The sequence below is a fragment of the Rhizobacter sp. P2_H2 genome (assembly GCF_056403375.1).
In genome coordinates, this window is record NZ_JBFUFP010000054.1 from 1 (window position 1) to 13560 (window position 13560).

The following is a 13560-nucleotide window of genomic DNA, read 5'->3' on the forward strand; positions in this document are numbered from 1 at the left end:
GGCCTGCCCGGGCTGGACGCGACCTCGTGGTTCGCGGTGTTCGCACCGGCCCGCACGCCGGCCGCGGTGGTCGACAAGCTGACGCGCACGATCGCGCAGGTGATGGCGACGCCGGCCTTCAAGCAGAAGGCCGCCGAACAAGGGGCGACGGCCGATTACCTGGCGCCGACGGCCCTGGGTGACCTGGCACGCAACGAACTGGTGCGCTGGGGCGAGGTGGTGAAGAGCGCGCACATCGAAGGCGACTGAGTGTCGATTCCTGGAGGGCTGGTTCGTCGTGAGGAAGAAGGCACCGAGAATCGCGGTGCCGTTCACCTCAACCCACCTCCAGGAGAACCTCCATGCGCCTTGCCCTGTCCTTCGCCGGCCTGCTGATCGCCGCCACCGCCCACGCCGCCCCGGTCACCTACAAGATCGATCCCGACCACACCTTCCCGAGCTTCGAGGCCGACCACATGGGCATCTCGGTGTGGCGCGGCAAGTTCAACAAGAGCAGCGGCACGGCGCACTACGACAAGGCCACCGGCAGCGGCGACCTGGAGATCACCGTGCTGCCGGCCAGTGCCGACTTCGGGCAGGACGCGCTGAACAAGGTGGCCCAGGGCAAGGAGCTGTTCGACGTCAAGAAATTCCCGAAGGCCACCTACAGGGGCAAGTTCGACAAGGTGGTCGGCGGCGTGCCGACCGAAGTGGCCGGCGAGCTGACGCTGCATGGCGTGACCAGGCCGGTGACCCTGAAGCTGAACTGGCTCAAGTGCATCCCGCACCCGATGCTCAAGCGCGACATGTGCGGCGCCGACGCGATCACGACGATCCAGCGCGACCAGTTCGGCATCGACGCCGGCAAGGACTGGCACTTCAACATGGATGTGACGCTGCGCATCCAGGTCGAAGCGGTCGCCACGCAGTGACGTTCTTCAGGGCTTGCTCGACAACGAGCGAGCCATCTCCAGGTGGTGCTGCAGCCCCGGCAAGGTCTTCTGCGCGAAGGCCTTCACGTCGGCATCCTGGGCTTCCTYCGCCGCCTGCTCGAACAGCTTGACCGCGTCCTCGTGCGCCTTCACGCCGAAGGCCTTCACATAGCGCTCGTCGAACTTCGCATCGGCGCCGGCGTCGATCAGCTTCAGCTCGCCCTTCTGCGTGATCGACGGGCCGGTCGGCAGCTCGACCTTCTTGCTCGCGGCGAGCGCCTTCAGCTCGTCGGCCACCTTCGTGTGGTCGTCGATCATCGTCTGCGCGAAGGTCTTCACGTCGGTGCGCTGCGCCTTGGTCTGCGCCAGCTTGCTGGCCTCGATCTCGGCGCTGCCGGCCTGCGCGGCTTCCTTCATGAACGATGCGTCCGAACGGGCGTGCGCAGCGGTGGCGGCCAAGCCGCAGACCGCACCGGCGATCAGCAGCGTGGTGAATCGCCGGGTGGTGAATCGTGTGAGCAGTTTCATCGCGGACTCCTCTTCAGGGACCAATGAGGCTTCCAGTCTGGGAGCCGCCTCGCGCGCCGGCTGTCGGCCCGTTCCGAGTTCGCCGTAGGAGAATGGCGATCATGGTCGATACCCCTGCTTTCGGCATCCACACCATCGACACCGGCTTCCACCGCCCGGCCTTCGATGCCTGCTACCTGGTGGTCGAGAACGGCCGCGGCGCGTTCATCGACACCGGCACCACGCACTCGCTGCCGCGGCTGCTGGCAGCCGTCGAGGCGGCCGGGCTGCAGCGCAGCGCTGTCGACTGGGTCATCGTCACCCACGTGCACCTCGACCATGCCGGCGGCGCCGGTGCGCTGATGCAGGCGCTGCCCGACGCGAAGCTGCTGGCCCACCCGCGCGGCGCACGCCACATGATCGAGCCGCTCGCGCTGCTGAACGGCGCCCGCGCGGTGTACGGCGCGCAGGAGGTGACGCGAGCCTATGGCGAGGTGGTGCCGGTGCCGGCCGGGCGCGTCGTCGAGAGCCATGACGGCATGGTCGTCGAACTCGCCGGCCGGCCGCTGGTGCTGATCGACACGCCGGGGCATGCCCGCCACCACCACTGCATCTGGGACGAGCGCAGCCGCGGTTTCTTCACCGGCGACACCTTCGGCCTGAGCTACCGCGAGTTCGACACCGCRCAGGGCCCGTGGCTGCTGCCGACCACGACGCCGGTGCAGTTCGAGCCCGAGGCGCTGAAGCACTCGGTGCAGCGCATGCTCGGCTACCACCCCGAGCGGCTCTACCTCACGCACTACGGCTGCGTCGAGGGCGTGCCACGGCTCGGCGAGATGATGCTTGCGCAGGTCGACGAGATCGTCGCGCTCGGCGAGCGGCTGCGCCCGCTGCCGGCGGCCGAACGCCACCCCGCGCTGATGGCCGGCCTCGCGGCGCTCTACACGGCACGGCTGCAGCACCTGGGCAGCACCGTGCCGCGCGACGACGCGCTGGCGCTGCTCGCGATGGACCTGGAGCTGAACGCGCAAGGCATCGGCATCTGGCTCGACCGCGCGCGCTGATATCCTCGGCGCCTTCCGATTTGCGCGGGTGCCCCGCGCCGCGCACCATGATCGTCGGCATCGACCTCGGCACGACCAACAGCCTGATCGGCATCTTCCAGGACGGGCGGCCGCAGCTGGTGCGCAACGTGCACGGCGACTTCTCCACGCCGTCGGCGGTCAGCCTCGACGACGAGGGCCGCACGCTGGTCGGCCTGGCGGCCCGCGAGCGCGTCAGCACCCACCCCGACCGCACCGCGCAGGGCTTCAAGCGCTGGATGGGCAGCGACCGCAAGCTGCGGCTCGGCACGCGCGACTTCCGGCCCGAGGAACTGTCGGCGCTGGTGCTGCAATCGCTGAAGGCCGATGCCGAGGCGCTGCTCGGCGCGCCGGTGACCGAGGCCGTGATCACCGTGCCGGCGTACTTCAACGAGGCGCAGCGGCGTGCCACCCGCACCGCCGGCGAACTGGCCGGGCTGACGGTGGAGCGGCTGCTCAACGAGCCGACCGCCGCCGGCCTGGCCTACGGCCTGCAGGAGCGCACCGACCACAGCAGCTTCCTGATCTTCGACCTGGGCGGCGGCACCTTCGACGTCTCGGTGCTGGAGTATTTCGACGGCGTCGTCGAGGTGCGCGCGAGCGCCGGCGACACGCGGCTCGGCGGCGAGGATTTCGTGCAGGCGCTGGGCCGCCTGTTCATCGAGCGCTGCGACGGACTGAAGCCCGCCGAGCGCGAGGCGCTGATGCAGGGCGGCGCCTGGTGGCGTGCCGCCGAGCAGGCCAAGCGCAACCTGAGCGATGCCGACAGCACCGTGATGTCGCTGGTGCACCAGGGCCGGCGCATCGAGTGCGCGATCACGCGGGCGGATTTCGAATCCGCGAGCGCCGAGCTGCTGCAGCGCCTGCGCCGCCCGATCGAGCGCGCGCTGTACGACGCGAAGATCGACGCTGCCGGGCTCGACGAGGTGGTGCTGGTCGGCGGCGCGACGCGCATGCCGATGATCCGCCAGCTGACGACGCGGCTGTTCCAGCGCCTGCCGCTGCGCACCATCGACCCCGACCTCGCGATCGCGCAAGGCGCGGCGGTGCAGGCCGGGCTGAAGGCGCGCGACGCGGCGCTGTCAGAGGTGGTGCTGACCGACGTGATGCCGTACTCGCTGGGCATCGTCGCGTCGCAGCAGGTCGGCGACGCGCTGGTGGCCGACCGCTTCTCGCCGATCATCGAGCGCAACACGCCGGTGCCGGTGTCGCGCACGGGCATCTACTCGACGGTGGTCGACAACCAGAAGAGCATCCGCATCGACATCCGCCAGGGCGAATCGCCGGTCGGTTCCGAGAACCTCGCGCTGGGCGTGCTCGATGTCGACGTGCCGCCCCGCCCGGCCGGCACGGCGACGCTGGAGGTGCGCTTCACCTACGACGCGAACGGCCTGCTCGACGTCGACGCACGCGAGACCGCCAGCGGCCGCATCACCAACACGCTGATCCACAACACCTCGACGCAGATGGACGCCGCAGCGATTGCCTCGGCACTCGAACGGTTGAAGCAGCTGAAGCGCCACCCGCGCGACGAGGACGAGAACCGCTACCTGCTGGAGCGTGCGAAGCGCCTGTACGAAGACCGGCTGGGCGAGCAGCGCACCGCGCTGCAGGCCTGGATGGCGCAGTTCGAGGCGGCGTTGGACACGCAGGACGCGCGCACGGTGCGCACCGCGCGCCAGCAGCTCCGGCAGGCGCTGGACAGCATCGACGGCGGCTTCCGCTTCTGACCGGCGAGGCCACGATGGAGGATTGGCAGGTGCTGGGGCTGGCGGAGCCCACCGACGAGCACGCGTTGATCAAGCGCAGCTACGCCGCACGGCTGAAGGTGACGCGGCCCGACGACGATGCGCTCGCCTACCAGGCGCTGCGCGAGGCCTACGACCGGATGGTCGCGTGGGCGCGACATCAGCAGGCGGTGCGGGCCGAAGCGCAGGTGACGACAGCCGCGCCCGAGTCGGCGCCCGTCGCACCGGTTGCCGCGGAAGTCGCCGTGGCGCCCGCGGAGGCAACTCCCCAGACGGCGGCCAAGGAGCACCTGTCACCCGAAGCGCTGTGCGAACTCGTCGCCCGAACCCTGCCGCTCGGCCCGGCCGCGCTCGATGCGCTGGTGCCGATGCTGCGCCGGCACCTGAACGACCTGCCACTGGGCCAGGAGGCCGAAGCCTCGGCACGCTTTGCCGACCTGGTGCTGCGCACCCCGCTGCTGCCCGCCAGCATGCAGGCGATGCTGCAGGAACATTTCCGCTGGCTGGACGACTTCCGCGTCGATCGGCAGATCGGCTGGGAGCGCACCCATGCGTTGCAGATGGCGCTGGACGGCCTGCACCGGCCGGTGACCGACGAGCACACGCTGCGGCTGCATGCCGACCTCGTGACCCTGCAGGCCCTGCTGGCGCGTGGCCGCCGGTGGTGGGCGTTGGGGCTGGCCACGCTGCTCGGCGTGCCGCTGGAACGGCAGATTCACGCCGCCGGCCCGGCGCTGCTCGCGCGACTGGGCTTCGATCGGGCGCTGCTGGCGCGCCTCGCATCGTTGCTGAAGCAGGGGCGGTGGCTGCGCATGGCCGCCGCGGCCCTGGTGGTGTTCGGTCTCGGCTGCGTGCTGGCGCGCGACCTGGAAGGCGCGCTGTGGGGCACCGGCTTCGTGGTGGCGGCCGGACTGGCGGGGCCGGTGCTGCCGCTGATCGGCTTCGGCCTGGTGTACGGCGTGCGCCGCCACAAGCTGCTGCCCGATGCGTGGGCCGCCCGCTTGCGATGGCACCGCCTGCACCGCTGGTGGCCATGGGTCGGCGTGGCCTCGCTGCTGGCCGCGGCGGCCTGCCTCGAAGCGGCAAGCCGCTTCGAGTTGCCCGGCGCCCTGCTCGCTGGCGTCGGCCTGCTGCTGGCGGGCGTCGGGATGGCGCTGCCGCTGATGATGGAGCAGGCGCTGGTGTCCGCGGGCCTTGCCGCCTACTTCGTGCTGGCGTTCCGGATCAACGACGCGCCGGTCATGCTGCTGGTGCTGGCCTGGGTGCTYGGCGGCATGCAACTGTTCCTGCAACAGGTGTGGTTGCCGTCGCACCAGGACGCCGGCGACCGACTGAATCCGCTGCAGGCGCTCCTGACCTTCACCGCCGGCCTGCCGACCGTGGCCGCATCGATCGCCGAGCACGCCGGGCACCGGCTGGTGCTGACCGCCCTGCTGCTGGCCCTGACGCCGCAGATGATGGGGCGGGCGGTACCGGTGTGGTACGCGATGCCGCTCGCGGTGGGAGCGGTCTCGGCGCTGCTCTTCGTGCAGGGACGGTCGGTCGGACTGGCGCGCCGGCTCGCGCCGCGCGCGCTGGCAGGCRGGGGGCAGCCGGCCTAAACTCGACCGTTTTCGGGAGCCTCCATGAAACCGGTCCAGTTCAACCTGCACGGGCAGGTCATCGTGATCACCGGCGCCTCGCAAGGCATCGGCGCCGCCTGCGCGCAGCGCCTCTCGCGCGACGGCGCGGCGGTGGCGCTGTGGGATGTCGACGATACGCGCGGCGCGGCGCTCGCGGCCAGCCTCGCGGCCGAAKGCCAGCGCGCCCTCTACCTGCACTGCGACGTGTCGAAGAAGGCCGAGGTCGACGCCGCGGTCGCCGGCACGCTGGCCGCCTTCGGCCGCGTCGACGGGCTGGTCAACAACGCCGGCATCTTCAAGGCCGCCGATTTCCTCGAGATCACCGAGGCCGACTGGGACGCGGTGATCGACATCAACCTGAAGGGCTCGTTCCTGGTCGGCCAGGCGGTCGCGCGCGAGATGGTGAAGACCGGCGGCGGCGCGATCGTCAACATGAGTTCGGTCAACAGCGTGATGGCGATCCCGAGCATCGCGAGCTACAACGCGAGCAAGGGCGGCATCAACCAGCTGACGCGCGTGATGGCGCTCTCGCTGGCCGATCGCGGCATCCGCGTCAACGCGGTGGCGCCCGGCACCATCGCGACCGAGCTCGCGAAGAACGCGGTGCTGGGCAGCGAAGAAGCGCGTGCCCGCATCATGAGCCGCACGCCGATGAAGCGGCTCGGCGAGCCGGGCGAGATCGCCGACGTGGCCGCCTTCCTGCTGAGCAGCGCGGCGAGCTACATGACCGGAGAGATCGTCTACGTGGACGGCGGGCGGCTCACGCTGAACTACACGGTGGCGACATGAGCGCGGCGGCAGGCACGGCGAACGCGCCGCTCGAAGGCGGCTGCCTGTGCGGCCGCATCCGCTACCGCGCGTCGCCCGACAAGCGCGAGGGCTACTACTGCCACTGCCGCATGTGCCAGCTGGCCTTCGGCAACACGCGCGTGCCGTTCCTGAACCTGCGGCGCGACCAGGTCGAGTGGCTGACCGAGCCGCCGAAGACCTACGCGTCGTCGAAGTTCGCGCTGCGCGGCTTCTGCGGGAACTGCGGCACGCCGCTGAGCTTCGCGTACGAGGGCTCGCAGCACATGGACCTCTCGGTCGGCAGCCTCGACGACCCGTCGGCGATCACGCCGAAGGATCACTTCGCGATCGAGTCGAAGGTGGCGAACTGGGAGGTCGACGACGGGTTGCCGGGGACGCGGCTGGATGAGCATGTCGCGCTGACAGTGCGCTGGAAGAAGGCGTATGGGGAGGATGTCGTTCCAGGTGTCGGCGCCACGAGGGCTCCCTGATTCGGCTGCGAACGTGGAACTGTCTGCACGCTTCTTGTGACTCAAGCGAACTCAGAAGTCGCGACAGCCACGTCATTCAGCAGCCATGGAAAACACAGCATTCACTCGCTCCGCCCTCACCCGCCCGCTAGAGAACCCGCCCCGCCAAAATGCGTCCGGCACGCATGCAGAATCCTCCGTTGCGTTGCAGCGTGACGGAGCACGACAGACTGTTCACGYCTTGACGAGCAAGCGGTTTTTTGACGGTCACACCGGAAAGAAGGTCAGCTACGAGCTGCCGTCCAACTTTGATCTGCGTGCAAGCAGCCGCACTCTTCAGGACCACTGCATTGGCAGATTCCAAGTTGTTGCGTACACGAGGGAAATGGATGTCTCCGAGGTTTCCGATCAGAACTTGGCAGACGTCCTTGATCAGATTGAGGTAACGAGAGACTCTTTCACCGATCTCAAAGACAGCGGCGTCACCTTGGACACCAGCCGATCCGTCGACCGTTTGAGCGAGTTCATCAAAATGTGCCTTGCAGACACCACCCTCCGCCTGCCAAAGCTTCCCCAGGACAAGGGCAAGTGTCGGAAGCTGGCCGAAGCCATGCAGCAACGAGTTTCGCGTGCCCAGCTGAAGGTGGTCTTCTCACAAAGCCACACCGGCGGCGAATTTCTCCTGGCCAAGTGGACGTACAAGGACCTGCTGGACTGGACGAACATGAAGGACTGACGCGCTCAGGCTTCGTTCATCACCGCGAGGCATTCCTCGATCAGCGCGTGCAGCCGGATCACGCGCTCGTCGCCCAAGCGCTCGTTGAACGCCACCTGCGCCCGCTTCCACTCGCGTCGCGCCTCATCGCGCTTGACGCGCCCCGCCGCGGTGGCCTCGACGACGCGACTGCGGCCGTCTTCGCCCGGCCCGACCGTGACCCAGCCCTGCGCCACCAGCGGCTGCAGGTTGCGCGTCAGCGTGGACGCATCCATCTCCATGTGAGACGCCAGCACGCCCGGCTTCACCGGCCCGAGCGACACCACCTGGGACAGCAGCGAGTACTGCGTCGTCTTCAACCCCGAGTCGGTGACGATGCGGTCGAAGTGCTGGCTGACGCGGCGCGACAGCTGGCGCACCTTCAGGCTGGTGCAGCCGTGGGGGCCCATCGCCTTCGGTTCTGCAACCCTGGAATCCGTCTTCATCGTGGCGCTTGGCATGATCAAACAATTGTAGCTACAATCATTGCAATTGCAACTTTAGGCCCGCCGGGCGACCGATCATGGACACAGCCGCCGTCGATGCTGCCGCGGTGCAGGCCCAGTGGGAAGCCGAGGCCGCCGCGCACCGTGCGCGCCTGCTGCCGCCAGGCGTGGCCCGCCCCGAGCAGGTCGCGGGCCTGAGCGGCCTGCAGTTCTTCCAGGCCATCTTCGACGGCCAGTTGCCCCCGCCGCCGATCGGCGAGACGATGGACTTCCTGCCGATCGAGATGGTGCCCGGCCGCGCGGTGTTCCAGGGCACGCCGCTGCTGCGCCACTACAACCCGCTCGGCACCGTGCACGGCGGCTGGATCGCGACGCTGCTCGATTCGTGCGTCGGCTGCGCGGTGCACACCACGCTGGCCGCCGGCAAGGCCTACACCACCGCCGAACTCAAGATCAACTACGTGCGCGCCGTCACCCACCGCGTGCCGGTGTTGCGCGCCATCGGCAGCGTGATCCACGTCGGCGKCCGCATGGCCACCGCCGAAGGGCGCCTGGTCGGCCCCGACGGCAAGCTGTACGCCCACGCCTCCACCACCTGCTTCATCTTCGACGCTTCCTGAACGGACCACCTTCCATGCGACTCCTCCACACCATGCTGCGCGTCGGCGACCTGCAGCGCTCGATCGACTTCTACACGAACATCATGGGCATGACGCTGCTGCGCCAGTCCGAGAACCCGTCGCAGCACTACTCGCTCGCCTTCCTCGGCTACGGTCCGAACCCGGAGCATGCCGAGCTGGAGCTCACCTACAACCACGGCGTCAGCTCGTACGAGCTCGGCACCGCCTACGGCCACATCGCGATCGCGGTGCCCGATGCGGCGGCGGCCTGCGAGCGCATCCGCGCCGGCGGCGGCAACGTCACGCGCGAGGCCGGCCCGGTCAAGGGCGGCAGCACCGTCATCGCCTTCATCACCGATCCGGACGGCTACAAGGTCGAACTGATCGAACGCCGCTTCGACTGAGCCCGCGCCGAGGAAACCCCATGCTCTCCGAACGCATCTCCGCCTCCCTCGGCCGCCGCGGCATCCACTATGCGTGGGTGATCGCCGCCGTCACCTTCTTCGCGATGCTGACCACCTCGGCCGCGCTCGGCCTGCCGGGCGCGATGATGCAGCCGCTGTCGAAGGAGTTCGGCTGGACCACCGACCAGCTGTCGTCCGTCTTCGCGGTGCGCTTCGCGCTGTTCGGGCTGCTCGGGCCGTTCGCCGCGATCTTCATCGCCCGCTTCGGGCTGCCGCGCATCATGGTGGCCGCCGCCAGCCTCATCGCGGTCGCGATGGTGCTGGCCACCGGCATCACGCAGCTGTGGCAGCTGTTCCTGTTGTGGGGGCTGATGCTCGGCTGCGGCACCGGCCTCACCGCGCTGGTGCTGGGCGCGATGGTCGCGAACCGCTGGTTCACCGCCAACCGCGGGCTGGTGGTCGGCATGTTCGCCGCGAGCACCGCCACCGGTCAGCTGCTCTTCCTGCCGCTCGCGGCCTGGATCATCGAGCACCATGGCTGGCGCTATGCGGTGATCCCGATCTTCATCGCCTGCGTGGTCGTGGTGGCGCTGGTCACCTTCTTCATGCGCAACCACCCGAGCGAGCTGGGGCTGCTGTCGCTCGGCGAGCCCGACGGCACCGCGGTGCCGCCGGTGCCGGCTGCCGCGCCGCTGAACTTCCTCGGCCCGTTCAAGGTGCTGCGCGAGGCGGCGCACAACCGCACGTTCTGGATCCTCGCGGCCAGCTTCTTCATCTGCGGGCTCAGCACCAACGGCCTGCTGCAGACGCATTTCATCTCGCTGTGCAGCGACAACGGGCTGTCGGCCGTGCCGGCGGCCTCGGTGCTGTCGATGATGGGCGCGTTCGACCTGGTGGGCACCACGCTGTCGGGCTACCTGTCCGACCGCTACGACAACCGCAAGCTGCTGTTCTGGTACTACGGGCTGCGCGGGCTGTCGCTGTTCTGGCTGCCCTACTCCACCTTCACGCTGTACGGCCTCGCGACCTTCGCGATGTTCTACGGCCTCGACTGGATCGCGACGGTGCCGCCCACCGTCAAGCTCGCCGCGCAGGAGTTCGGCAAGGAGCGCGCCGGGATGATCTTCGGCTGGGTGTTCGCCTCGCACCAGCTCGGCGCGGCGGTCGCGGCCTACGGCGCGGGGCTCACGCGCACGCTGCTGCTCACCTACAACCCGGCGCTGTTCGCGGCCGGCGCGGCCTGCCTGGTGGCGGCCGTGTCGGTGCTGCTGATCCGGCGGCAGGCAACAGCAGTCGCTGCCTTGAAGACGGCATAGAAGCTTCATGCCCTTGTCATGAACGCTTTCCACAGTGGCGGGCTTTGCACCACCACTCCGGAAGCCGTTCATGAGCATCGACACCTCACGCCGCCAGTTCATCCGCGATGTCGCCCTCGGCACCGTTGCCGTCGGCGGCGGGTTGGGCCTCGCGGGCTGCGGCGGCAGCGATGACAGCCCCTCGGCGGCCGACGCCGGTGCCGGCATCGAGTTCAAGCACGGCGTCGCCAGCGGCGACCCGCTGAGCGATCGCGTGATCCTGTGGACCCGTGCAACACCGTCCACCGATGCGACGCTGCAGCTGAACTGGGAGCTCGCAAGCGACAGCCAGTTCGCGAGCATCGTCAAGTCGGGCACCGTCGCGACCAGCGCGGCGAAGGACTACACCGCCCAGGTCGACGTCACCGGCCTGGCCGCCAACACCGTCTACCACTACCGCTTCTCGATCGGCAGCCAGCGCTCGGCCACCGGCCGCACGAAGACGCTCCCGGTGGGCAGCGTGTCGCAGGTGCGGCTCGCGGTGTTCTCGTGCTCCAACTACCCGGCCGGCTACTTCAACGTCTATGCCGAGGCCGCCAAGCGGAACGATGTCGACGCCGCGCTGCACCTGGGCGACTACATCTACGAGTACGACAGCAAAGGCTATGCGACCGGCGATGCCGCCACGCTGAATCGCATCCCCGACCCGGCCAACGAGACCCTGACGCTCGCCGACTACCGCCGCCGCTACGCGCAGTACCGCACCGATGCCGACCTGCAGGCGCTGCACGCCGCGATGCCGATGATCGCTGTGTGGGACGACCACGAGATCGCCAACGACACCTGGACCGGTGGCGCCGAGAACCACGACCCTGCCACCGAAGGCAGCTTCAGCGTGCGCCGCGCGGCCGCGATCCAGGCTTACCTGGAGTGGATCCCGATCCGCCTGCCCGATGCGAGCAAGCCGGACCAGATCTACCGCTCGTTCGATTTCGGCACGCTGCTGTCGCTGCACATGCTGGACACGCGCCAGGTCGGCCGCGACCAGCAGCTGAGCTATGCGAACTACATCACCGCGTCGGGCTTCGACGCCGCAGGCTTCACCAGCGCGGTCGGCAACCCGGCGCGCCAGCTGATGGGCGCGACGCAGACGACCTGGCTGCAGTCGAAGATGCAGGCTTCGGCCGCCACCTGGCAGGTGCTGGGCCAGCAGGTGCTGATGGCGCGCATGAACGTGCCGGCACCGATCGTCACGCAGCAGATCAGCGTCGCGGCCTACGGCGCGATCGCGACGAAGGCGGCCACCGCGCCAGCCACCTTGACGCCGACCGAGCAGGCCATCCTCGCGCAGCCGGCCATCCCGTACAACCTCGACGCCTGGGACGGCTATGCCGCGGCGCGCGAGACGGTGCTGGGCATGGCGCGCGCGCTCGACAAGAACCTGGTCTCGCTGGCCGGCGACACGCACAACGCGTGGGCCAGCGACCTGAAGGACCTGTCGGGCAACGCGGTGGGTGTGGAGTTCGCGACCTCGTCGGTGACTTCGCCCGGCTTCGAGACGATCTTCACGACCGAGGAGCCGACCGCGTTCGCGGCGGCGCTGACGCAGCTGATCGGGCCGCTGCAGTACGCGCAGACCAGCCTGCGCGGCTACATGGTGCTGAACGTGACGCCGACCGAGGCGCGTGCCGACTGGGTGTTCGTCGACACGATCCTCAAGCGCGACTACGTGGCCAGCACCGGGCGCAGCCTGCGCACGCTGCCGGGTAGCGCGAACCGCAAGCTGGTCGACGTCTGATCAGGCGCGCAGCGCGCTGGCTTCCTTGGCCAGCGCGGTGATGCGCCCCCAGTCCTTCGCCTTCACCGCATCCGCCGGCGTCAGCCACGAGCCGCCGCACACCTTGACGTTCGGCAGCGCCAGGAACTGCGGCGCGGTCTCCAACGTGATGCCGCCGGTCGGGCAGAACACCACGTCGGTGAACGGCCCGGCCAGCGCCTTCAGCATCGGGATGCCGCCGGCCTGCATCGCCGGGAAGAACTTCAGGAAGAAATAGCCGTCGGCATTGGCCTGCATCACCTCGCTGCCGGTGGCGGTGCCGGGCAGCAGCGGCAGCCCGATCTCGCGGCAGGCGCGGCCGATCTCGCTGGTGTAGCCCGGGCTCACGGCAAACCTGCAGCCGGCGTCCAGCGCCGCCTTCGCATCAGCCACGCTGCGCACCGTGCCGGCGCCGAGGATGGCCTCGGGCACCTCTCTCGCGATCGCCTCCATGCACTGCAGCGCCACCGGCGTGCGCAGCGTCACTTCGAGCACCTTGACGCCGCCTTCCACCAGCGCACGGGCCATCGGCACCGCGTCTTCCAGCTGGTTGATGACGATCACCGGGATCACCGGGCCGTGGCCGGCCAGTTCGAGCGTGTTCATGCGGGGTTCTCTGCTTGGAAGTTGAAAGATCGGCTCAAAGCCAGGTGACGGCGCCCTGCTCGGCGCTCAGCACATTGCGGCGCATGCCGCCGAACAGGTCGCGGCCCAGGTCGTGGGCGTTGTTCTCCTGCTGCTGCGCGTCGATCTGCGCGACCTCGCGGGCCGCCCATTCTGCGTCAGGCACCAGCGCCTGCAGCGTGCCGGCCACCGCATCGAGCCGGATGATGTCGCCGTTGCGCACCTTGCCGAGCGGCCCGTTCGCGAGCACCTCGGGGCTCACGTGGATCGCCGCCGGCACCTTGCCCGACGCACCGCTCATGCGCCCGTCGGTGACCAGCGCCACCTTGAAGCCCTTGCCCTGCGCCACCGCGAGCGGCGGCGTCAGCTTGTGCAGCTCGGGCATGCCGTTCGCACGCGGCCCCTGGAAGCGCACGACCGCGATGAAATCGCGCTCCAGCTCGCCGGCCTTGAAGGCGGCGAGCAACTCTTC

General features: G+C 69.2%; 15 protein-coding genes and 1 pseudogene. 12 read left to right on the forward strand and 4 right to left on the reverse strand.

Translation table 11 applies throughout. The features are described 5' to 3' along the window. On the forward strand, positions 1 to 249 hold a 249-nt coding region (locus tag AC1D15_RS05980; RefSeq protein ID WP_477825283.1), incomplete at its 5' end, for a tripartite tricarboxylate transporter substrate-binding protein. Between the two features lie 92 nt (positions 250 to 341). Beyond that, the gene (locus AC1D15_RS05985) at positions 342 to 911 is read left to right on the forward strand and encodes a YceI family protein (protein ID WP_477825284.1); all 570 of its coding nucleotides are present in this window, start codon (positions 342 to 344) and stop codon (positions 909 to 911) included. Positions 912 to 917: 6 nt separating this feature from the next. Here the strand turns inward: AC1D15_RS05985 and AC1D15_RS05990 are convergent, their stop codons facing one another. Continuing rightward, positions 918 to 1439: a DUF4142 domain-containing protein gene (locus AC1D15_RS05990; protein WP_477825285.1), complete on the reverse strand. Its 522-nt coding sequence runs from the start codon at positions 1437 to 1439 to the stop codon at positions 918 to 920. Positions 1440 to 1540: 101 nt separating this feature from the next. Here AC1D15_RS05990 and AC1D15_RS05995 point away from each other — a divergent pair, with 101 nt between their 5' ends. The 6 genes from AC1D15_RS05995 to AC1D15_RS06020 all read left to right on the forward strand — a co-directional run bounded on the left by AC1D15_RS05995 (position 1541) and on the right by AC1D15_RS06020 (position 7865). Continuing rightward, on the forward strand, positions 1541 to 2482 hold the full coding sequence (locus tag AC1D15_RS05995) for an MBL fold metallo-hydrolase (RefSeq protein ID WP_477825286.1): 942 nt from the start codon (positions 1541 to 1543) through the stop codon (positions 2480 to 2482). Positions 2483 to 2529: 47 nt separating this feature from the next. After that, on the forward strand, positions 2530 to 4230 hold the full coding sequence (locus tag AC1D15_RS06000) for an Hsp70 family protein (protein ID WP_477825287.1): 1701 nt from the start codon (positions 2530 to 2532) through the stop codon (positions 4228 to 4230). Between the two features lie 14 nt (positions 4231 to 4244). Beyond that, positions 4245 to 5849 (forward strand): hypothetical protein, encoded by a 1605-nt coding sequence (locus AC1D15_RS06005; protein ID WP_477825288.1) that lies wholly within the window; start codon positions 4245 to 4247, stop codon positions 5847 to 5849. A 24-nt stretch (positions 5850 to 5873) separates the two neighbouring features. Next, positions 5874 to 6659, forward strand: a complete 786-nt coding sequence (locus tag AC1D15_RS06010; RefSeq protein WP_477825289.1) for an SDR family NAD(P)-dependent oxidoreductase — start codon at positions 5874 to 5876, stop codon at positions 6657 to 6659. After that, a complete protein-coding gene (locus AC1D15_RS06015) occupies positions 6656 to 7150 on the forward strand; it encodes a GFA family protein (protein ID WP_477825290.1) in 495 nt (164 codons plus the stop codon). The genes AC1D15_RS06010 and AC1D15_RS06015 overlap by 4 nt, the downstream gene beginning before the upstream one ends. Before the next feature lie 85 nt (positions 7151 to 7235). Next, positions 7236 to 7865, forward strand: coding sequence for a hypothetical protein (locus tag AC1D15_RS06020; protein ID WP_477825291.1), 630 nt, complete (start codon positions 7236 to 7238; stop codon positions 7863 to 7865). 5 nt (positions 7866 to 7870) lie between these two features. Here AC1D15_RS06020 and AC1D15_RS06025 read toward each other — a convergent pair whose 3' ends face one another. Beyond that, positions 7871 to 8329: a MarR family winged helix-turn-helix transcriptional regulator gene (locus AC1D15_RS06025; RefSeq protein ID WP_477825292.1), complete on the reverse strand. Its 459-nt coding sequence runs from the start codon at positions 8327 to 8329 to the stop codon at positions 7871 to 7873. 77 nt (positions 8330 to 8406) lie between these two features. Here AC1D15_RS06025 and AC1D15_RS06030 point away from each other — a divergent pair, with 77 nt between their 5' ends. The 4 genes from AC1D15_RS06030 to AC1D15_RS06045 all read left to right on the forward strand — a co-directional run bounded on the left by AC1D15_RS06030 (position 8407) and on the right by AC1D15_RS06045 (position 12446). After that, positions 8407 to 8949 carry a PaaI family thioesterase gene (locus AC1D15_RS06030; RefSeq protein WP_477825293.1) on the forward strand — a complete coding sequence of 181 codons (543 nt, stop codon included), beginning with the start codon at positions 8407 to 8409 and terminating at the stop codon, positions 8947 to 8949. A gap of 14 nt (positions 8950 to 8963) precedes the next feature. Continuing rightward, positions 8964 to 9353 (forward strand): lactoylglutathione lyase, encoded by a 390-nt coding sequence (gene gloA, locus AC1D15_RS06035; protein ID WP_047504550.1) that lies wholly within the window; start codon positions 8964 to 8966, stop codon positions 9351 to 9353. Positions 9354 to 9373: 20 nt separating this feature from the next. Continuing rightward, entirely contained in the window at positions 9374 to 10669 is a 1296-nt protein-coding gene (locus AC1D15_RS06040) for an MFS transporter (protein ID WP_477825294.1), read from the forward strand. Between the two features lie 70 nt (positions 10670 to 10739). Next, complete coding sequence (locus AC1D15_RS06045; protein WP_477825295.1) at positions 10740 to 12446, forward strand: alkaline phosphatase D family protein; 1707 nt, start codon at positions 10740 to 10742, stop codon at positions 12444 to 12446. On the opposite strand, the gene eda is transcribed toward AC1D15_RS06045, so the two are convergent. Both eda and AC1D15_RS06055 read right to left on the reverse strand, forming a co-directional pair. After that, positions 12447 to 13070 (reverse strand): bifunctional 4-hydroxy-2-oxoglutarate aldolase/2-dehydro-3-deoxy-phosphogluconate aldolase, encoded by a 624-nt coding sequence (eda, locus tag AC1D15_RS06050; RefSeq protein WP_465111824.1) that lies wholly within the window; start codon positions 13068 to 13070, stop codon positions 12447 to 12449. A 34-nt stretch (positions 13071 to 13104) separates the two neighbouring features. Further along, positions 13105 to 13560, reverse strand: a pseudogene (locus AC1D15_RS06055) (phosphogluconate dehydratase); the annotation flags it as partial.

Bases quoted from the DNA above. Each gene is read 5' to 3' on its own strand.
- AC1D15_RS06040 (WP_477825294.1), top strand. From the start codon at position 9,374: ATGCTCTCCGAACGCATCTCCGCCTCCCTCGGCCGCCGCGGCATCCAC.
- AC1D15_RS06000 (WP_477825287.1), top strand. From the start codon at position 2,530: ATGATCGTCGGCATCGACCTCGGCACGACCAACAGCCTGATCGGCATC.
- AC1D15_RS06025 (WP_477825292.1), bottom strand. From the start codon at position 8,329: ATGAAGACGGATTCCAGGGTTGCAGAACCGAAGGCGATGGGCCCCCAC.
- eda (WP_465111824.1), bottom strand. From the start codon at position 13,070: ATGAACACGCTCGAACTGGCCGGCCACGGCCCGGTGATCCCGGTGATC.
- gloA (WP_047504550.1), top strand. From the start codon at position 8,964: ATGCGACTCCTCCACACCATGCTGCGCGTCGGCGACCTGCAGCGCTCG.
- AC1D15_RS06045 (WP_477825295.1), top strand. From the start codon at position 10,740: ATGAGCATCGACACCTCACGCCGCCAGTTCATCCGCGATGTCGCCCTC.
- AC1D15_RS05985 (WP_477825284.1), top strand. From the start codon at position 342: ATGCGCCTTGCCCTGTCCTTCGCCGGCCTGCTGATCGCCGCCACCGCC.
- AC1D15_RS06015 (WP_477825290.1), top strand. From the start codon at position 6,656: ATGAGCGCGGCGGCAGGCACGGCGAACGCGCCGCTCGAAGGCGGCTGC.